19 protein-coding genes are annotated in these 18,710 nt (G+C 72.8%); 12 read left to right on the forward strand and 7 right to left on the reverse strand.

All coding sequences use genetic code 11. The features are described from left to right. Positions 1-8 precede the first annotated feature (8 nt). The 3 genes from ACWDD9_RS10745 to ACWDD9_RS10755 are packed head-to-tail and all read left to right on the forward strand — an operon-like array spanning position 9 to position 3,558. A complete protein-coding gene (locus tag ACWDD9_RS10745) occupies positions 9-1,124 on the forward strand; it encodes a CbiQ family ECF transporter T component (RefSeq protein ID WP_063780412.1) in 1,116 nt (371 codons plus the stop codon). Then, positions 1,121-2,725, forward strand: coding sequence for an ABC transporter ATP-binding protein (locus ACWDD9_RS10750; protein ID WP_449811389.1), 1,605 nt, complete (start codon positions 1,121-1,123; stop codon positions 2,723-2,725). Before ACWDD9_RS10745 ends, ACWDD9_RS10750 begins: the two co-directional genes overlap by 4 nt. Beyond that, complete coding sequence (locus ACWDD9_RS10755) at positions 2,722-3,558, forward strand: ECF transporter S component (RefSeq protein WP_449811390.1); 837 nt, start codon at positions 2,722-2,724, stop codon at positions 3,556-3,558. The genes ACWDD9_RS10750 and ACWDD9_RS10755 overlap by 4 nt, the downstream gene beginning before the upstream one ends. Here the strand turns inward: ACWDD9_RS10755 and ACWDD9_RS10760 are convergent. From ACWDD9_RS10760 to ACWDD9_RS10770, 3 genes are all read right to left on the reverse strand, one after another. Continuing rightward, the gene (locus tag ACWDD9_RS10760; RefSeq protein ID WP_449811391.1) at positions 3,555-4,352 is read right to left on the reverse strand and encodes a helix-turn-helix domain-containing protein; all 798 of its coding nucleotides are present in this window, start codon (positions 4,350-4,352) and stop codon (positions 3,555-3,557) included. The genes ACWDD9_RS10755 and ACWDD9_RS10760 overlap by 4 nt on opposite strands. A 240-nt stretch (positions 4,353-4,592) precedes the next feature. After that, the gene (locus tag ACWDD9_RS10765; protein ID WP_449811392.1) at positions 4,593-5,132 is read right to left on the reverse strand and encodes a hypothetical protein; all 540 of its coding nucleotides are present in this window, start codon (positions 5,130-5,132) and stop codon (positions 4,593-4,595) included. A 98-nt stretch (positions 5,133-5,230) separates the two neighbouring features. Continuing rightward, entirely contained in the window at positions 5,231-6,319 is a 1,089-nt protein-coding gene (locus ACWDD9_RS10770; RefSeq protein WP_449811393.1) for a methyltransferase domain-containing protein, read from the reverse strand. A gap of 151 nt (positions 6,320-6,470) precedes the next feature. On the opposite strand from ACWDD9_RS10770, the gene ACWDD9_RS10775 reads away from it, so the two are divergent. The 7 genes from ACWDD9_RS10775 (at position 6,471) to ACWDD9_RS10805 (ending at position 13,918) form a co-directional block, all read left to right on the forward strand. Beyond that, positions 6,471-7,784, forward strand: a complete 1,314-nt coding sequence (locus ACWDD9_RS10775; RefSeq protein WP_449811394.1) for an XRE family transcriptional regulator — start codon at positions 6,471-6,473, stop codon at positions 7,782-7,784. Positions 7,785-7,882: 98 nt separating this feature from the next. Further along, positions 7,883-9,010, forward strand: coding sequence for an RICIN domain-containing protein (locus ACWDD9_RS10780; RefSeq protein ID WP_449811395.1), 1,128 nt, complete (start codon positions 7,883-7,885; stop codon positions 9,008-9,010). A gap of 65 nt (positions 9,011-9,075) precedes the next feature. Beyond that, a complete protein-coding gene (locus ACWDD9_RS10785) occupies positions 9,076-9,741 on the forward strand; it encodes a M15 family metallopeptidase (protein WP_449811396.1) in 666 nt (221 codons plus the stop codon). 117 nt (positions 9,742-9,858) lie between these two features. Continuing rightward, positions 9,859-10,275 carry an NUDIX hydrolase gene (locus ACWDD9_RS10790; RefSeq protein WP_449811397.1) on the forward strand — a complete coding sequence of 139 codons (417 nt, stop codon included), beginning with the start codon at positions 9,859-9,861 and terminating at the stop codon, positions 10,273-10,275. 82 nt (positions 10,276-10,357) lie between these two features. After that, positions 10,358-11,746, forward strand: a complete 1,389-nt coding sequence (locus ACWDD9_RS10795; RefSeq protein ID WP_449811398.1) for a hypothetical protein — start codon at positions 10,358-10,360, stop codon at positions 11,744-11,746. A gap of 110 nt (positions 11,747-11,856) precedes the next feature. Further along, complete coding sequence (locus tag ACWDD9_RS10800; protein ID WP_449811399.1) at positions 11,857-12,690, forward strand: LysR family transcriptional regulator; 834 nt, start codon at positions 11,857-11,859, stop codon at positions 12,688-12,690. Between the two features lie 178 nt (positions 12,691-12,868). Further along, entirely contained in the window at positions 12,869-13,918 is a 1,050-nt protein-coding gene (locus ACWDD9_RS10805) for an HNH endonuclease (RefSeq protein ID WP_449811400.1), read from the forward strand. Between the two features lie 52 nt (positions 13,919-13,970). On the opposite strand, the gene ACWDD9_RS10810 is transcribed toward ACWDD9_RS10805, so the two are convergent. Next, positions 13,971-14,294, reverse strand: a complete 324-nt coding sequence (locus ACWDD9_RS10810; protein WP_074000815.1) for an antibiotic biosynthesis monooxygenase family protein — start codon at positions 14,292-14,294, stop codon at positions 13,971-13,973. Between the two features lie 176 nt (positions 14,295-14,470). Between ACWDD9_RS10810 and ACWDD9_RS10815 the strand changes: the two genes are divergently transcribed. Continuing rightward, entirely contained in the window at positions 14,471-14,659 is a 189-nt protein-coding gene (locus ACWDD9_RS10815) for a hypothetical protein (protein ID WP_074000814.1), read from the forward strand. A gap of 85 nt (positions 14,660-14,744) precedes the next feature. Here the strand turns inward: ACWDD9_RS10815 and ACWDD9_RS10820 are convergent, their stop codons facing one another. Beyond that, positions 14,745-15,155, reverse strand: a complete 411-nt coding sequence (locus ACWDD9_RS10820) for a cupin domain-containing protein (protein WP_449811401.1) — start codon at positions 15,153-15,155, stop codon at positions 14,745-14,747. 47 nt (positions 15,156-15,202) lie between these two features. Here ACWDD9_RS10820 and ACWDD9_RS10825 point away from each other — a divergent pair, with 47 nt between their 5' ends. After that, positions 15,203-15,694 (forward strand): MarR family winged helix-turn-helix transcriptional regulator, encoded by a 492-nt coding sequence (locus ACWDD9_RS10825; protein ID WP_181970558.1) that lies wholly within the window; start codon positions 15,203-15,205, stop codon positions 15,692-15,694. Between the two features lie 14 nt (positions 15,695-15,708). Here the strand turns inward: ACWDD9_RS10825 and ACWDD9_RS10830 are convergent, their stop codons facing one another. Continuing rightward, positions 15,709-16,188 carry a CYTH domain-containing protein gene (locus ACWDD9_RS10830; protein WP_049650521.1) on the reverse strand — a complete coding sequence of 160 codons (480 nt, stop codon included), beginning with the start codon at positions 16,186-16,188 and terminating at the stop codon, positions 15,709-15,711. A 54-nt stretch (positions 16,189-16,242) separates the two neighbouring features. Further along, positions 16,243-18,315, reverse strand: a complete 2,073-nt coding sequence (locus ACWDD9_RS10835) for an MFS transporter (RefSeq protein WP_449811402.1) — start codon at positions 18,313-18,315, stop codon at positions 16,243-16,245. Between the last annotated feature and the right edge of the window lie 395 nt (positions 18,316-18,710).

Genomic DNA, 18,710 nt, shown 5'->3' on the forward strand with positions numbered 1-18,710 from the left:
ACCCAGGAATCACCGTGAGCAGCACCGCCGTCCGTACCACCCGGCCGCCCACCGGCCCCCGTCAACTGCACCCCGGGGCCTGGTGGTTGTGGGCGCTGGGGCTGGGCGCGGCGGCCACCCGCACCACCAACCCGGCGATCCTGCTGCTGCTCGTCGCCGTCGCCGGGTACGTGGTCGCGGCCCGGCGCGGCGATGCGCCGTGGTCGCGCTCGTACGGGGCGTTCCTGCGGCTGGGCCTGCTGGTGCTGGGCATCCGGCTGGTCTTCGCGGTGTTCCTCGGTTCACCGATCCCGGGCACCCATGTGCTGTTCACGCTGCCCGAACTCCCGCTGCCCGTCTGGGCGCAGGGCGTGCGGATCGGCGGCCGGGTCACCGTCGAGGGGCTGCTCGCGGCGCTGTACGACGGGCTGCGGCTGGCCACCCTGCTGGTCTGCGTCGGCGCCGCCAACTCGCTGGCCAGCCCGGCCCGGCTGCTGCGCGCCCTGCCCGGCGCGCTCTACGAGGCGGGCGTCGCCGTCGTCGTGGCGATGACCTTCGCGCCGAACCTGATCGCGGACGTCCGCCGGCTGCGTGCCGCGCGGCGCCTGCGGGGCCGCTCCGACAAGGGCGTCGCGGCCGTGCTGAGCGTCGGACTCCCGGTGCTGGAGGGCGCGTTGGAGCGGTCCATCGCACTGGCCGCCGCCATGGACACCCGGGGGTTCGGCCGCACCGCCGACGTCCCGCGCCGGCTCGCCCGGGCGACGGCCGCGCTCACCCTGGCCGGACTGCTCGGGATCTGCCTGGCCGCGTACGGGCTGCTGACGGCCGGCGGCGCGGGCTGGGCGCTGCCCGTCCTGCTGCTCGGCCTGGCCGCCGCCTTCGCCGGCCTGCTGCTCGGCGGCCGACGGTCCGTCAGGAGCCGCTACCGGCCCGACCCTTGGGCCGTCCCCGAGTGGCTGACGGCCGGTTCCGGGGCGGCCGTGGCGGCCCTCACCACCTACCTGGCCGCGCGGGACCCGGCCGCCTTCGCCCCCACCGTCGTCCCGCCGACCGTCCCCGCGCTGCCACTGGCCGCCGTGCTGACCGTGCTGCTCGGCCTGGTACCGGCGTTCGCCGCCCCGACCCCGCCCCGGAGGGCATCGTGATCACCTTCGAGCAGGTCTCCGTCCGGTACGCGGACTCGGCCGCACCCGCCCTCGACGGCGTCGACCTGACCGTCCCCGAGGGCGAACTCTGCCTGCTGGTGGGCCCGTCCGGCTCCGGCAAGTCCACCCTGCTGGGAACGGTCAGCGGCCTGGTGCCGCACTTCACCGGCGGGGTGCTGCACGGCCGGGTCACCGTCGGCGGCCGGGACACCCGCGAGCACCGTCCGCGCGAACTCGCCGACCTCGTCGGCACGGTGGGGCAGGACCCGCTGGCGCACTTCGTCACCGACACCGTGGAGGACGAACTCGCCTACGGCATGGAGTCCCTGGGCCTGCCGGGCGACGTGATGCGCCGCCGGGTCGAGGAGACCCTCGACCTGCTCGGCCTCGCCGACCTGCGCGACCGCGCGCTGAACTCCCTCTCCGGCGGCCAGCAGCAGCGCGTCGCGATCGGCTCGGTGCTCACCGTGCACCCGCGCGTGCTGGTCCTGGACGAGCCCACCTCGGCGCTCGACCCGGGCGCGGCCGAGGAGGTGCTGTCCGTCCTCCAGCGGCTGGTACACGACCTCGGCACCACCGTGCTGATGGCCGAGCACCGGCTGGAGCGGGTCGTCCAGTACGCCGACCAGGTGCTGCTGCTCACCCCCGACGCCCCGCCCGTCCTCGGCGAGCCCGCCGAGGTGATGGCGCACTCCCCGGTGCACCCGCCGGTGGTCGGCCTCGGCCGGCTCGCGGGCTGGCGGCCGCTGCCGCTCTCGGTCCGCGACGCGCGCCGCAAGGCCGCGCCGCTGCGCGCCCGGCTGGACGGCCGGACGCCCGCTCCCGCCGACCGCCGTGCCGACGCCGCCCCCCTCGCCGTCACCGACCGCCTCGCCGTCCGGCGCGGCCCCGTCCCGGCCCTGCGCGGCGTGGACCTCTCCCTCCACCCCGGCGAGATCACCGCCCTGATGGGCCGCAACGGCGCCGGCAAGTCCACCCTGCTGGGCAGCCTGGTCGGCCTGCACGCCCCCTCCTCCGGCAGCGTCAGGGTCGGCGGCCGCACCCCGCACCGCACCCGCCCCGCCGAACTGATCCGCGAGGTCGGCCTCGTCCCGCAGGACCCGCGCGACCTGCTGTACGGCGAATCGGTCGCCGCCGAGTGCGCCGCGGCCGACAGCGACGCCGGAGCCGCCGCCGGCACCTGCCGCGCCCTGGTCGAGCGCCTGCTGCCCGGCATCGACGACGACACCCACCCGCGCGACCTCTCCGAGGGCCAGCGGCTCACCCTCGCCCTCGCCGTCGTACTCACCGCCCGGCCCCCGCTGCTGCTCCTCGACGAGCCGACCCGCGGCCTCGACTACGCCGCCAAGGCCCGGCTGGTGGAGATCCTGCGCGGCCTGGCGGCCGAGGGCCACGCCGTGCTCCTCGCCACCCACGACGTCGAGCTGGCCGCCGAACTCGCCCACCGCACGGTGATCCTCGCCGAGGGCGAGATCGTCGCGGACGGCCCGACGGCGGAGGTCGTGGTCTCCTCCCCCGCCTTCGCCCCGCAGGTCGCCAAGGTGCTGGCACCCGGGCCGTGGCTCACCGTGCGGCAGGTCGCGGAGGCGCTGGACGCATGAGCACTCGTCCCGTCCCGCTGGGACGCCGGTCCGTCGCGGCGCTGCTGTCGGTCTCCTTCGTCGGCGTCGCCGCCTTCGGCTGGCCGCTGCTCGCCTCCACCAAGTCGGCGCTGGTCGGCCACTCCACCGACGCACCGTGGCTGTTCGCCCTGCTGCTCCCCCTCCTCCTCGCCGTCGTCATCGCCCAGATCTCCGAGGGCCGCTCGGCGGGCGGCGGCGCCCCCGGCCTGGACGCCAAGTCCGTGGCCCTGCTGGGCGTCCTGGCCGCCGCCGGCGCGGCGCTGCGCCCCCTCGGCGCGGGCACGGCGGGGCTGGAGCCGATGTTCTTCCTGATGGTGCTGTCCGGGCGGGTGCTCGGCCCGGGCTTCGGCTTCGTCCTCGGCTCGCTGTCGATGTTCGCCTCCGCGCTGCTCACCGGCGGGGTCGGGCCGTGGCTGCCGTTCCAGATGCTGGCGATGGGCTGGGTCTGCCTGGGTGCGGGCCTACTCCCGGGGGCCTCCGCGCTGCGCGGCCGCCGCGAACTCGTGGTGCTGGCGTCCTATGGCGCCATCGCGTCCCTGCTGTACGGCACGATCATGAACCTCCAGGGCTGGCCGTACATCGGCGGCCTGGCCGGCTCCATCTCCTTCGTCCCCGGCGACCCGCTGCCCGCCAACCTGGTCCGCTTCGCCGCCTACTGCCTGACCACGTCACTGGGCTGGGACCTGCCGCGTGCCGCACTCACCGTGGTGCTCTGCCTCACCCTCGGCACCCCCGTCCTGCGCGCCCTGCGCCGCACCACCCGCCGCGCCGCCTTCGACGCCCCGGTCACCTTCCGCCCGCCGGAGCGCTAAGCCCGGCACGCCCCGCACACCTGCCCGGGCCCGGCCACGGGCCGCCCGCACATCCCGCCCCGGCCGGGGCACTCGTGCCGGCGGGGCCCTGTACCTCCCGCCGCTTCGGGGACAGCGGGCACCGTCGCCAACCGCCCCGCCAGGACCGCCCCCACGCTGTGGGTGACCTTCTCCGGCAGCGGCGCCGCCAGGATGCCCAGCAAGGCGCTCCGGGACCAGCCCTGTGCCAGCAGCCGCTCCACCCTCGCGGCCTGATCACCGAGCGGCTTCCCCGCCAGGGCCATCTTCGGCTCCCGGCACCCGAGTTCGAGCAGCAGCGCCATGCCCGCCGTCAACTTCTCCGGGGGACGGACGGAAGGTTCTTCCACGTCCTTGGTTTCCCGTTCCTTGGAAGGGCTTCCCGCCTTCCCGACGCCTGGCTTACCTGGAGCTGGACAACCGGCGGCCGGGGGCACGGGAAGCGGCGGCACCATGTGCACCGCCTTGCCCGTCGTCACCGGCACCTCGTGCACCGAGACGACCGTCCGCACCTGCCCGGTCAGCGGGTCCCGCTGGGTGCGCCGGACGTAGTGCCCGGCCGCCTCCAACTCCCTGAGCGCCCGCGCCACGCTCGTCCGACCCTCCACGCTCTTGGCGGCCAGCGTGCGGACGTCTTCGCGCGCCCCGTCCGGCAGGCTGAGCAGGTAGCTGAGGAGCCCCCGCGCGGCCCACGAAAGCGAGTGCTTACGGACGACATGCCCGTTGTCCAGGATCGTGTACCCGGGAGCGTGCTGAGGGATACGATGAATCTGCATCGTGGAGGTCTTCTCTCCTGGTGCCAAACCCCGGGGTGTTGGAGCACCGCCGGGGTTACTTGTGCCCACGCACCGGGCGCTTCTCCGAGCACCCGACACCACAATCTTCACCGCAACGCCGTAACACCCCGTCAAACCCCCACCCACATCACCCTTTCGTGCGGCGCGAGCGCACGCCCCCCAGCGCGCCCGCCAAGCACACAAGCCCCGGGCACACAGGGGCTCTTCCCCTGGTGACGCCTACGCCTTCCTCGCCTTGCGCCGCTTGCCGTACGGCTGCTCCCGGCCCCCGGCCGACATTTCCGCGTCGAACCGGACCTTGCTCATCACCACTCGCGGCTCGGGTACGAGCACGGTCGCGGCCGACCGCCAGGGAACGGCCGGAGCCCAACCGATCAGGGGCATCGTCTCGTCGTAATGCGGAGCGAACCGAGCGACGGAGACGGCGGGCATCCGGTAGTCCAGGCTGCGGACGTGCTCCACGAAGGCCCCGGGGAGCGCCACGTGGTACGTCTCCAGGTAGTGCGGGAAGTCCAGACGCCACAACCACACACCGTCGGTCATCGGGGAGGAGCATCCCGAGGAATGCCGGTGCACGCTGCCGGTGATGACGTCGCGGCCGCCCTCCATGACGTCGATGAGGACATGGCCCGCGTCCAGGTAGGCCACCAGGTCCGCCTCATCCGGCTCCCCCACCGGCCGGACGGCGTCGAGTATCGACCCGTTCGGTGAGCCGGAGCGTTCGTCCAACTCGTCGTAGAAGCCCAGCAGTCCCAACACGGTCTCTCCTTTGCCGCACGGTCCGTCCCACAGACAATGATCCTGGCCGCGCCGCCGGGTCGGCGACGCGGCCAGAAGTCCAGTGGGGCCGTCACCCCTCACCCGACCACGCGATCCGGCTCGTCCAGCCACACCCGGTGCTCGCCCGCGACGGTGACGGTCAGGCCGAACCGGTCGAGGCCGGGCTCGCCCTGGCGCTGCCACCAGGCATGGGCGGCGGTCACCTCGTCCCACAGGTCGCGGGGGCCGGACTGCGAGACGGCGTGCTTCCCGTCCCGGTCGGCGAGGCGGCAGTGGGCGTACGAGACCCCGTCCCACACCTCGAACCGCCCCGTACCGAAACGGTCGTAGCCCGCCCACACCTCCCGCCGGAACAGGCCCGGCAGCCGCAGCCCGATCGCGAACGCGGCGTCGGTGCGCTCGGCCACGGCGGCGGGGTCGAGGGCGGACGGGCCGTGCCGGACGTCCTCGATCTCGAACTCGCCGCTCCCGGGGCGCTGGTCCCGCACCCACATGAACGCCACATCCTCGACGAACGGCCCGCTCGCGGACCGGCCGTCGTCGGCGACGGTGAGCCTCAGCAACCCCCCGTTGCAGAACGCCGTGCCGTACGGGACGACGATCACGCCGCCGGGCACCGTCTGCTCGATCAGCGCCCCGGGGACGCGCTGCACGGCCGCCGTGACATGGACCCGGTCGTACGGCGCGCCCGCCGGATGCCCGAGCATGCCGTCGCCGACAACGGCCCTGACCGGCAGGCCGTTCGCCGCCAGGCGCCGCCGCGCGGCACCGGACAGTTCAGGGTCCAGCTCCACGGTCGTGACGTTCTCCGCCCCGAGCCGGCGCGCCAGCAACCCGGCCGTCCACCCCGCACCGGTGCCGATGTCCAGCACCCGCATGCCGTCGGCGACCCGGAGGTGCCAGAGCATCCGGGCCACGACGGTGGGCATCGAACTGGACGAGGCCGGCATGCGGCCGTCCTCATCCAGCCGGGTCACGAGCGGGACGTCCGAGGCGACCAACTCCCCCCACTCGCCCGGCCGTTCCGCCCGGTCGAGCCACTCACCCCCGTGGTGGACCCGGTCCGGGACGAACAGCCGTCGGGGCACAGCCCTGAACACCGGCTCCCAGTCGACCGACAGCGCCCCGGACTCCCGGAGCGCGTCGGTGAGCGCGTTCCACTTCACGCGGTCATCCCCTTCGCAACGGAACTCGGTCGGTGCGAGTCGAGTACAGCCCAACTCGCCCTCACCGGAAAGCCATTGCCCGTGGTCCCGGGGTTGTCCCGCCCGCACCGGCGGTAGGCTCGCGGTCACTGTCGATGATGGGATTGACCCCGTGGACGACCCGATCCGGCACCCCCTCGCCTACGCGCGCGAACTGCGTCACTGGTCGCAGGGCGACCTCGTCGCGGAGCTGAACAAGGCCGCCCGGCGTCACGGGCTCCGGTCCGGCGCCGACAAGGCGGCCGTCAGTCGGTGGGAGCACTGGCGCAAGACGCCGAACACCGACTCCCAGCTCCTCATCGCCGAGGCCTTCGACGTCCCGCTGTCGGAGTTGGAGGCGTACGGCTGGCCGTACTGGCTGCCCGGGCGGGACGAGCCGCTGCCCCTGGGCGCCGCCCACACCGTCCGAGCACTCCACGACGCCCAGAGAGCCGCCATGGACCGCCGCAGCTTCATGACCTTCAGCGCGATCTCGCTGGGCGGCCTGGCCGCCCAGTGGGCCACGACCGAGCCCGGGCGCCTCGCCTCGGCCCTGGACGGCAAGCACGTGGACGGCGAACTCGTGGACTGGCTGGAGGACACCAGCCGGAAGCTGACGGCCCTGCCCACCGAGCAGCGCCAGCACACCGTCCGCCTGATGGACGCCCACCTGGCCACCGTCACGGAGCTGATCGAGGAGGGCCGCTACGGCGAGGCGACCGGTCGACGCCTCCACCGGCTGGCCGCCTCGCTCGCCACCACCTGCGGCTGGTACCGCTTCGACCAGGGCCGGCACTGGGCGGCCGGAAAGCTGTGGGAGGCCGCGCTGCAGTCCGCGAACGCCGCGGGCGACCGCGACCACGGCGCCGGGGTGCTGTCCGACTTCGCCTACCAGGCCACCTGGCTAGGCGAGGCGGGGGTCTCCGTCGGCCAGCTCGGACACGCCCTGTCCGGCGTCTCGCACCCAACCGCCCGCTCGCTGCTCCTCCTCCGCCGCGCCAGGGCCCACGCGGTGCTCGGCGACCGCGCCGCCTGCTACCGGGACCTGTCCGACGCCGAGTCCGCCCTCGCCGTCGACGCCGCCGACCCCGCACCCGGGTGGTGCGCGTGGATGGGCCCCGCCGACCTGGCCGTGGACTCCGGCCAGTGCCTCCTGGACCTCGGCCGGCCGGACGAGGCCCGGGCCCGGATCGCGGAGGGGATGGCGCTGCTGCCCCGCGCCAGGGACAAGACGCGCGGCGTCTTCCTGACGTACCAGGCCCGGGGCTACCTGGAGGCCAAGGAGGTCGAGCAGGCCGTGTCCGTCACCGGTGAGTCGCTCGACCTGGCCACCCGCATCGGCGCGCCCCGCTGCGTCGGCCTGGTCCGCGAGCTCGCACCGGCCTTCGAGCCGTACCGCCGGGTCGACGGCGTCCCGGAGTTCCTGGAGCGCCTGCGGGCCTGCTGACCAGTAGCCCGTTCCTTCGTCCCCGCACGCCCTGGCGCCGACCCGTCCGATCAAGCGATCATGGTCTTGACGTTCTGTCATATCCCCATGCTGAGAAGGTGTCCACGATGCTGGTCGACTGGCCCACCGAGACGTTCGTCCTACGCCTCCACCGCATTCCCGGCCTGGTGGCCGGAGCCGCGCCGGGAAGCCCCGAGGGAACCCCGGTGGTGCTCGCACCCGAGACCGGTGGCGACGGCGAGCAGTGGGTGGCCGAGCGGTTCCGGGTGCTCAACCACCGGATCCGCCACGTGGCCACCGGCCTCTACCTGACCGCCGAGGAATCGAGCCGGGGCGCCAAGGTCACCCTGCGGCCCAAGTTCTCCGACACCGGCAGCGACTCCTCGTACTGGCGGCAGGCCTGGCGGGCCTTCGTCCAGCGCGACACCGGCCGGCTGATGGCCCTGCACGACTCCTCCAACTGCCTCCTCGGCCTGGCCGAACCGGCGGCCGAGCGGCCGGGCGGGCCCCTGATCCTGGAGAAGGGCGCCGGGGCCCAGGACCTGAACTGCACCGCCTGGGCGCCCGCGCCCTTCCCGGCACCGGAGCCCGCACCCGCCCCGGCGCCGAAGGCCACCGACCTGCCGGTGGGGACGGGACGGGTCCGGGTGCCGGCCCGCCGCTTCGAGAAGCGCGTGCGGACCATCGAGCAGTTTTTCGAGGAGACCAGCTTCCGGGAGGTCCCCGGCGAGTTCCTCACCCCGGGCACCCGCATCGGGGCCTTCGACTTCGACCAGTACTCCCAGGGCGACTGGTACCAGGAGGGGCGGGAGGGAAGTCTCGTGACCTTCACCGACAGCTACGACACGGCGGGCGCCGTGCGCAGGGCCTTCCACCGGCTGCCGGGGGAACCCGCCCGCTACGTGGACTCCGGCGAGGTCGACGTCCACTACGTCCCGCCGAAGCTCGTCGCCCGCACCAACTTCCCCGCCGCGCTGTTCGACGACTACAGCGGCTCCCTCGTCCGGACGCCGTACCGGCTGCCCAACGGGCACGGCTTCTACAACCAGCCCGAACGCCGCGAGGGCCTCTACTTCCCCAAGCGCGACGGCGCCGGCACCGTCATCCAGTGGAACAAGACCTGGATCGCGGACAACGACACCACGTCCAAGGTCTTCCTCCGCTTCGACAACCGCTACTTCATCGACGAGATGGACATCACCTGGGCCGACGACCAGAAGAGCTGACCCCGCTGCCCGCGAAGTCGTCCTGCCCGGCCCCGTAGCGTTGCCCCCCTTACCCAGGAGGCGTGTTGAGCGAGATCATCCTCATGTCCGACCCGAAGGTCGCCGCGGTCCCCGTCCAGGACTGCGGCGAGCGGCTGTCGGACGTACGGCTGTCGGACGTACGGAGCGGCGGCGGGCTGCCCGTCGACGGGCGCAAGCAGGACGGCACCGGGGCCTTCGCGCAGCTGCGGGCCGGCGTGCTCGACCGGCTGCTCGACGCGCAGGCCGCCCTGCCGGACGGCCTGCGGCTGCTGTTCGTCGAGGGCTACCGGCCGCCGGCCCTCCAGAGCCGCTACTTCGACGAGTACGCCGCCGAGTTGCGGGCCGCGAACCCCGACTGGCCGGACGAGCGGATCAGGTCGTCGGCCAGCCGCTACGTCTCCCCGCCGGAGATCGCACCGCACAGTGCCGGGGCCGCCGTCGACCTCACCCTGGTCGACACCGACGGCCGTGAACTCGACCTCGGCACCCGGGTCAACGCCAACCCGGAGGAGAGCGCCGGGGCCTGCTACACCCACGCCGACAACATCGGTGCTCAGGCCCGCGCCAACCGGCGACTGCTCGGCAGCGTCCTGACCGGCGCCGGGCTCGTCAACTACCCCACCGAGTGGTGGCATTGGTCGTACGGGGACCGCTACTGGGCACTGGCCACCGGCGCGCCGTCGGCGCTCTACGGGCCGGCGCACCGGTAGCCGACACTGCGCACAGCCGACACGACACGCGACCCGCTGCCTGCTGTCGGCCGCGCCCGCGGCCCCGGGTCAGGATGGCGTCGACACCGACGCCGTCCTGACCCGAGGAGCAGAGCGATGACCGAGCAGAACCCCGAGCACGCACCCCCCGCCGTCGCCGTCGCGATCGTCGTCGAGGACGGCCGGGTGCTGATGGTGCGGCGGCGGGTCGCCGAGGGCGAACTGTCCTGGCAGTTCCCGGCCGGGGAGGTCGAGGCGGGCGAGTCCGCCGGGGCGGCGGCCGTGCGCGAGACCGCCGAGGAGACCGGCCTGCGCGTCGCCGCCGCCCGGCTGCTCGGCGAGCGGGAGCATCCGCAGAACGGTCGGCGGATGGCGTACACGGCCTGCGAGGTGGTCGGCGGCACCGCCACCGTGGTGGACTCCGACGAGCTGGACCGGGTGGTGTGGGCGACCCGCGCCGAGCTGGCCGAGTACGTGCCGTTCCCGCTGTTCCCGCCGGTGCGGGAGTACCTCGACGGCGCGCTCGCCGAGTAGGGGCACGCGGTCTCCGGAACTCCTCCCCGCCGGAAGGACGTTCGGACGGGAGACCCCTCTCCCCCGCCCCGGAAGGAAACGCGTGACACCCGCGCACGGAGCCCCGTCCGACCACCCCGCACCGCGAGCACGCCGGTCGGGGCGGGAACCCGTCACCGACGAGACGGTCGCCCAGCTCCGGATCCAGGCCCGCACCGACCCCGCCTCGGGCCTGCCCGCGCTGGCCGAGGCGCTGCGGGGCCGGGCCTACCGCCGGCCCAAGGAGGCCGTCCCGCTCTTGGAGGAGTCCGCCGGCATCTACCGCGCCCTGGTCGCCGACGGCGGCACCGAACACCTGTCCGCCGCTGCCCGCGCGCTGGCCTCCCTCGCCCTGCAACTCTCCCTGGCGCACGCCGACGGCCCCGCCCTCGCCGCCCGACGGGAGGCGGCCGACCTGGCCCGGCGAGCCGAAGCGGACCAGCCGGTGGAAGGCCTCGGCCAGGCCGCCGTCCTGCACGCCGACCTCGCCCACGGCCTCGCCGAGGCAGGACGGTTCGACGAGGCCGTGGACGCCGCCCGCACGGTGGCCGACCGCTCCCGGGCGGTGACCGAGCCCGGCGGGAGCGACCTGGCGTGGCGGCTGCTCGACCTCACCGTGCTGCTCCGCCTCGCGGACCGCACCGAGGAGGCCGTCGCCGTCGAACACGAGGCCCTCGCCCGGCTGCGCGAGGGCCGCACGGAACCGGCCCGCAGCCCCGTCCCGGCCCTGCGGACGGCCGGCGCCGCCCTGTGGTTCGCCGATCTGGGCCGCACCGAACAGTCCCACCGGCTGCTCGCGGACGCCGCCCGCTCCTGCGAACTCCTGCCCGCCCGCGGCGACGCCGGCAACTTCGGCTTCAACGAGGGCCTGCGGAGCGCCCTGTTCGCCCGCTCCGGCGTACGGGACGAACAGGCCGCGGCCGACACCCCGGACCCGCTCGCACTCGGCGTCGACCCGGGCCGACCCCTCCAACCGGTGCTGGGCCTGAGCCTCCACCACTGGTCCTTCAGCCTGCGCGAGTCCTTCGAGGACGGACTGGCCACCCTCGCGCGGGCCGTCGAAGCCATCACCGGCAGGCCCGAGCCCACCGACCACCTGCCCGACGAGGACGACCCGTCCGAGCACCCCGACGACCCCCTACCCCTGCCGGAGGACCGCGCCCTGCTCGCCGCCCTCGGCACCCTCACCCGGCGGCTCGACCTGCGCCGGGCGGTCCGCGGAGACCACCCCACCTACTACGCCCACCTCACGCTCCCCCGGCTACGGCGGAGCGTCCGGATCGAACGCCGCCTCCACGCGACCGGCCCCGCCGACGACACCCACCGCCTCGTCCGGGCACTCACCGACCTCGCCATGGCCCAACTCGTCCACGGCGCCCACGCCGAAGCGACCGCCACCCTCCACGAGGCCCACACCCTCGCCGCACGGCCGGAGGCCCCAGGCCGGCGCTGACCTCGGGCACCCCATCCACCCCGTCCACCCCCGTACCCTGTCCCGCAGCACTCGCACAGGCACCGTACGGACCTTCGGGGGAACCGGGGAAACCAGTGGAACTACGTCAGTTGCGCGTCTTCGAGGCCCTCGTCGCCCACCACACCGTCACCGGCGCGGCCATGGCCCTCGGACTCGCCCCGGCCTCCGTCTCCGAACAGGTCCGCACCCTCGAACACAGCCTCGGCACCGACCTGTTCGACCGGGCCGGGCACGACCTGACCCTCACTCCGGCCGGGGAACGCCTCCTGCCCTGGTCCCGCCGACTCCTCGATCAGGCCGACCAGGCCCGCCGCGAAGTCGCCGTCACCCGGACCCGCCTGCGCCTCGGCGTGCTGGCCGCCGTCGCCGCCAACCACCTCCCGGCCGTCCTGGCCCGCCTCACCGACCACCGCCCCGACCTGGACATCTCCCTCCACACCGACGCCACCCGGGACGTCCTGCTCGACGGCGTCGCCTCCGGCGCCCTGGAAGCGGCCCTCGTCCTCGACGCCCCCGGCCCGCTCGGCGCCCTCGGCTTCCCCCTGCCGCCCGCCCCGCTCGACCACCTCGACCTCCTGACCGTCCCCCTCACCCTGGTCGCCGCCCCCACCCACCCGCTCGCCCGCGCCACCGCCCTCACCCCCGAGCTCCTCCGCGGCCACCGCCTCCTCGTCGACACCCCCGCCTGCTCCTACCACCTCGCCGGCGAACGCCTCCTCGGCCACCACGTCCGACGCCTCCACACCGGCACCGTCTCCACCACCCGCGCCTGCGCCGAACAGGGCCTCGGCATCGCCCTCCTCCCCACCCACGCCGTCCACACCCACCTCACCGCCGGCACCCTCACCCGCCTCCCCCTCAACCCCCCACCCCTCCACCTCCGCCTCCTCTGGCCCACCCACCACACCCCCTTCCCCACCTGACCGCCTGAGCCATCGGGGCCACCGAAACACCTCGCAGCAGCTTGCCGTCCCGGCGCGAGAAACCCCGAACCGGACGAGAATCGCCCCCTTCCGGATCATTCACCTCAGGACAGTGCTGGCCCTCCTGTCAGTGCGACATGCGAACCTCTTCCCAGCAGAGGAAGACAAGGGGCAGGCCGTGGGAAATCGCAAGAAGATGAAGACCAAGTCAGCGAGTGACACGGCACCGAAAGGTGTTGCGATCTACCACGACATGAAGGTCTACGAGAACTTCGAGCGAGCAGCAAATAGAATATTTGAGTGCGTGCAGTCGGCACAGAAGACCCGCCCCGGGGCCCCTCGCCACCTGTACCTCGATATCCAAGGGCATCGAAACAGTCAGGGCGGATTCGACCATGACGCCCTGGAGTTGATGCAGGAATTTATTATTGGATACCTCGGAAAATATCTCACCACGATCAATATGCCTCTGCTGCATGGCAGCAATACTGTTCCGCAGAGAAATGACCTCCCCGAGGCCTTGATGATTGGATATCCCGACGACGGCAGCGATTACGGGTACGAGGTTTCCGACCTGTCCCCGAAACCGCGCGAGAAGTTTCCAATCGACCGAAAGTCTCCACCATCCGTGCGAGCAATCGCCGACTACCTGGGTATCGACGATCCGGCATGTCTCGTCTGCTGGCGCACCCCGGTGGAGCGTGCACATGTCGTACCGACATCCCTCGGAGGCTCGATGGACGTACGAAACTTCGCCCTGCTCTGCAAGGGGCACCACTCGGAAGCTCCGGACGTGGCCGATGCGGAGAGCTTCTGGGCATGGGTGGACTACGCCGAACTGCGCGACAGTCCAGACAAATGGCTCGACGCCTCCGATGACCAGAAGGATTGGCTGGCCCGGAACGGTGTCAAAATTGGCATCGGACAGCGCGAGCCCATGTCGTTCTTCTCTGCCGTAAAGGGCGAGCTCAAGTCACTCTACGGGTGGAGCGAGTCAGATTTCCTGAACATTGACTGGCAACACCTCATGGACGAGTTTCACCAGGTTATGGAATCGGCCACCGGGAGGCACTTCTCCATCGAGAAGAAGGCGTCGACCTATGCATGGGCTTACCATATCGCGCGACAAAGGTGCACCGACCGAGACGGGCGAGCTCTTCCGATCCCGCGCCTCGGCAAGGAACTGCAAAGGCATGCCCACAAAGCCCCGACCATCGCGAAAAGCTGAGCAGGCCCTGCCCGAGAAGGGCAGGGCCTGCAACAGAACGGTGCGCGCCGGGTCAGGCCTTGGGGCCGGCCGACTGGACGACCTCGAAGGACCAGAGGGTGGAGCCGGAGGCGGCGGGGCGCTTGGGGGCCTCGCCGGCGGGGCCGTTCTGGTGGGCGGCCTTCATGGGGCCCTCCATCCAGGCCTTGAAGTCCTCCTCGCTGCGCCAGCGGGTGTAGACGAGGTACTGGTCGGTGCCCTCGACGGGGCGGAGGAGCTCGAACCACTCGAAGCCGTCCGAGTTCTCCACCGCGCCGGCCCGGGAGGCGAAGCGCTGCTCCAGCACCTCGCGCTGCTCGGCCGGCACCGTCAGGACGTTGATCTTGACGACGGACATGGCGCACTCCTTCTGCTCCGGTGACTGCTTACGGGGAGCAGTCTGCTACACCTCACGGCCGGACCGTTCGGAGGCACCGGCGGTCACGGCGGGTAGTGGGGCGTCGACATGCAGGGACCGGGCCCGGGTGGAAGCCTGGAGGTAGAGCCCAGAACCCGAGGGACAGGGGAACGGTCATGGGTATCGGCGACAAGTTCCGGGACAAGGCCCAGCAGGCCGAGGAAGAGGCCAAGCAGCGCATCGGAAGCGGGCAACCGCAACAGGACGAGGCCCAGCAGAAGGCCTCGCAGGCCCAGCAGCAAGCCCAGCAGCAGGGTCAGCAGAACGTGGACGACCAGGGGAACGACATCGAGGGCCAGCGGTAGCGGCGGCTGTCGAGCGGGGACGGCCGGGGCGAGTCCTCGGCCGCCCCCGTCCCCGTCCCCGCCCCCGTCCCCGTCGGCATCGGGCTCAGGCGATCCACGGCGGGAGGACGCGCTGGTCGTCGCGCGGGGCGAGGGCGCAGGCGTCGGGTGGGGTGACGGCGTCGGGGTTGTAGGCGTGGGCGGGGGACGGGGAGGCGACGACGGCGGTGAAGCCGGTGTCGGTGGCGATCTGTCGGAGGGTGTCGGCGGGGAGGGCGGCGGTGTCTCCAGCGGCGAGGGTGAAGGCCTCCCCCGCCAGGTCGACCCGGGCGGTGCCGGTGAGGAGTGTCCAGACCTGCTCGGTGTCCATGGCGTGCAGCGGGCCCCGGGCGCCGGCGGTCATGTCGACGTGCCAGACGGCGAGGGAGGTGGCGCCCTGGGTGGGCGAGGCGTAGGTGGTCATGACGGCGTTCGGGGTCTCGGTGCGGCGGGCGTCGGTCCGGCGGATGACGGGCATGGCGAGGGAACCCCCTAAGATGGACAATGAAGTTGTCTATATGGTCAATGAGGTTGTCTATCGTGTCAAGTGAACCGTCTCCGCCCGGCTTTGAGCTGCCGCTGCGCCTGCTGCTCGCCTTCCGGACGATCATCGACGAGCTGCACGAGCGCATCGCCCGCGAAGGCCACCCCGACCTGCGCCCGATGCACGGCTTCGTCTTCCAGGCGATCGGCCCGCACGGCACCACCGCCACCGAGCTCGGCCGCCGCCTCGGCGTCACCAAGCAGGCCGCGGGCAAGACCATCGACGGCCTGGAGCAGCTCGGCTACGTCGAGCGGGCCGCCGACCCGGCCGACACCCGGCGCAAGCTGGTCCGGCTCACCGCACGCGGGGTGGACTGCCTGCTCCGCTCGGCCCGGATCTTCGACGAGCTGCGCGAGGAGTGGTCGGCGGCCCTGGGCGAGGAGCAGCTGCGCCAACTGGAGGACGGCCTGCGCCGGCTCGCCCCCGGCGACCCGTTCCGCCTCGACACCCCGCGCTGGTTCGGGGCACCGTAACCCCGTTACCGGTCTCAGGAGTTGGGCAGACCGCCGGTCGCCAGGGTCTGGTTCTTGTACGCCTTCACGCCGGTGATCTCGGCGCCGAACCACTCCGGCGCCGAGAACGCCGCTGCCTCGGCCTCCGAGCCGAACTCGACCTCGACGGTGCGCAGCCCGGCCAACTCCCCCTGGTAGACGTCCGCGTAGACCGTGACGCCGGACGCGTCGAAGGTGTAGCGCTCCTTGACCAGCCGCGCGCCCTCGGTGGCCGGCCAGAGTTCGGTGAACTCCTGTTCCCCCAGCTCGCGTTCCACCTCGATCCGCACCGGGGAACCGGCACCGGACGCCTTGCGCTTGACGCCGAGGACGCAGCTGCCGCCGATCCGCCGCAGCCGCACCTCCGTCCCGTCGTCCTTGATCGCGATGTACCCCTGCTCGATGTGCTGCCGCACCGCCGTCTCCGGCGGCTCGAAGGCCTCCAGCAGGAACTTGCGCTCGATCTCGAGCGGCACGCCGCACCACCCCTTCCCCGGTCACGCCCCACGGGCCGACGGACGAACGGACGGTCAGAACGACCGTCCCTCCCCACGGTACGGCCCCTGCGGCCCCGACGGGTCCGGACGGTCGCGCCGGTCCGCGCAGAGCGAGGAGCTGAGCCGGTTCAGGACCCCGGCGAGCTCGGCGTACCGCTGTTCGTCCCAGTCCCCCAGCAGTTCGGCGAGCTGGGTGCGCCGGGCGGCGACCAGCCGCAGCGCCGCCTCCTCCCCCGATTCGGTGAGCCGCAGCGGCAGCCCGCCGGCCCTCGCCGCCAGCCCCCGGCCCTCCACCTCCCGGACGGCCTCCTCGATCACCGAGACCGGGACGATCCGCCGCTCGGCCAGTTCGGCCGGCTCGACCGAGCCGTGCTGGTGCATCTGGAGGAGCAGCCAGCTGGAGGCGGGTCGCAGGTCCAGCCCGGCGGTCTCGGTGATCCGCCGGAAGAGGTCGCGCCGGGCCTCGCGGCTGTTCAGCACCGAGAGGGCGCGGGCGATCTCGTCCAGCGAGGTCCGCTCGACCGGGTTGAACCCGATGGACTCGCTGAGGTCCGGAGCGGTGACGGTGGAGCGCAGCTTCTGTTCGCGCAGGAACAGCGACAGCACGAAGGCGACCACCGCGACCGGCACCGCGTACAGGAACACCCGGGTGATCGACTCGGCGTACGCGTGGTAGACGCCCGGCTGGACGGCGGCTGGCAGCCGGGGGATGACGCGCGGGTCGGAGGTGATGACCTCCGGCCGGAAGCCGGGCGGCAGCGGCACCCCCGCCAGGGCGTCGGCGAGCCGGCTGCGCAGTCCGCTCGCGAAGACCGTCCCGAAGATGGAGACGCCGAAGGAGGCCCCGATGGAGCGGAAGAAGGTAGCGCCCGCGGTGGCCACGCCGAGGTCCTCGTAGCCGACCGAGTTCTGCACGATCAGCACCAGCACCTGCATGACCAGTCCCAGCCCGAGGCCGAAGACCAGGAAGTAGAAGCTCATCTCGGCGGTGCTGCTGTGCTCGTCCAGCCGGGAGAGCAGCAGCAGCCCGATGGTCGTCACGGCCGTCCCGGCGATCGGGAAGATCCGGTAGTGGCCGGTACGGGCGACGATCTGGCCGGAGCCGATCGAGGTGAGCAGCATGCCGAGCACCATCGGCAGCATGTGGATGCCGGACATGGTGGGCGAGACCTGCTGGACCACCTGGAGGAAGGTCGGCAGGTAGGTCAGCGCGCCGAACATCGCGAAGCCGACCACGAAGGAGATCACCGCGACCAGGCTGAACGTCCGCGAGCGGAACAGCCGCAGCGGCAGCACCGGCTCCACGGCCGTCCGCTCGACCTGGACGAAGGCGAGCAGCAGCACCAGCCCGAGCACGCCGAGGCCGACGACCTGCCAGGACGTCCAGGCCCAGGTGGTCCCGCCGAGCGAGGTCATCAGCACCAGGCAGGTGGCGACGGCGGCGATCAGGACGGTGCCCAGGTAGTCGATCCGGTGCTCGCGCCGGACCTCCATCCCGTGCAGCACCGCGGCGATCACCACCAGGGCGACGATGCCGATCGGCAGGTTGATGTAGAACACCCAGCGCCAGCTGAGGTGGTCGACGAACACCCCGCCGAGCAGCGGACCGAGCACGCTGGTGACGCCGAAGACGGCGCCGAAGAGGCCCTGGTAGCGGCCGCGGTCCCGGGGCGCGACGAGGTCGCCGACGATCGCCTGGGAGAGCACCATCAGCCCGCCGCCGCCCAGGCCCTGGAGGGCGCGGAAGGCGATCAGCTCGCCCATGTTCTGGGCGATCCCGCACAGCACCGAGCCGAGCAGGAAGATCACGATGGAGGCCTGGAAGAAGCGCTTCCGGCCGTACATGTCGCCGAGCTTGCCCCACAGCGGGGTCGCGGCGGTGGAGGCCAGCAGGTAGGCGGTGACCACCCAGGAGAGGTGGTCGAGGCCGCCGAGGTCGCTGACGATGGTCGGCAGCGCGGTGGAGACGATGGTCTGGTCGAGGGCCGCGAGCAGCATCGCCAGCAGCAGGGCGCCGATCGGCACCCAGAGGTTGGGGACGGTGACCGCCGGCGGGCCGGGCTCGCCCGCCGGGCTCCGGCCGGACGCGGTGCGCGGCTCCGTCATCGGGTCCCCGCGGGCGTCACGGCGTCCGCGCGGGGCGTCACGGCGTCTCCCCGGGCATCACGGCGTCTCCGTGGGCATGGCGTCTCCATGGGGTCCCGGGCCCGTCGGCCGGGCCGTGCGGATGATCACTCCCAGCTCACCGCGCTGGTCGGTTTCGTCCCGGTATGTTCCACCGGGTTGAGCCGAGCGTAAGCGCCGGGGACAACCGCCGCGCTCCGGGCGTTCTCGGAGGAGCCAACCCGCACCAACCGGCACAACACCCCCGCCGGGGGACGGACGCCCCTGTCCCCCCTTCGGACGGTCCTGCATAATCAGGCCCGATCGTGCGCCCGGATCCGCCGGGAACACGCGCCGAACGCGCGCCGGACGATCGACCGACTGAACGAACGAACGAC

The sequence above is a fragment of the Kitasatospora sp. NPDC001119 genome (genome assembly GCF_053598475.1).

What these genes read in the sequence shown, in the direction of transcription:
- ACWDD9_RS10755 (WP_449811390.1), top strand. Translation starts at nt 2,722, where the DNA reads ATGAGCACTCGTCCCGTCCCGCTGGGACGCCGGTCCGTCGCGGCGCTG.
- ACWDD9_RS10760 (WP_449811391.1), bottom strand. Translation starts at nt 4,352, where the DNA reads ATGCAGATTCATCGTATCCCTCAGCACGCTCCCGGGTACACGATCCTG.
- ACWDD9_RS10790 (WP_449811397.1), top strand. Translation starts at nt 9,859, where the DNA reads ATGACCGAGCAGAACCCCGAGCACGCACCCCCCGCCGTCGCCGTCGCG.
- ACWDD9_RS10810 (WP_074000815.1), bottom strand. Translation starts at nt 14,294, where the DNA reads ATGTCCGTCGTCAAGATCAACGTCCTGACGGTGCCGGCCGAGCAGCGC.
- ACWDD9_RS10815 (WP_074000814.1), top strand. Translation starts at nt 14,471, where the DNA reads ATGGGTATCGGCGACAAGTTCCGGGACAAGGCCCAGCAGGCCGAGGAA.
- ACWDD9_RS10820 (WP_449811401.1), bottom strand. Translation starts at nt 15,155, where the DNA reads ATGCCCGTCATCCGCCGGACCGACGCCCGCCGCACCGAGACCCCGAAC.
- ACWDD9_RS10825 (WP_181970558.1), top strand. Translation starts at nt 15,203, where the DNA reads ATGAGGTTGTCTATCGTGTCAAGTGAACCGTCTCCGCCCGGCTTTGAG.
- ACWDD9_RS10835 (WP_449811402.1), bottom strand. Translation starts at nt 18,315, where the DNA reads ATGACGGAGCCGCGCACCGCGTCCGGCCGGAGCCCGGCGGGCGAGCCC.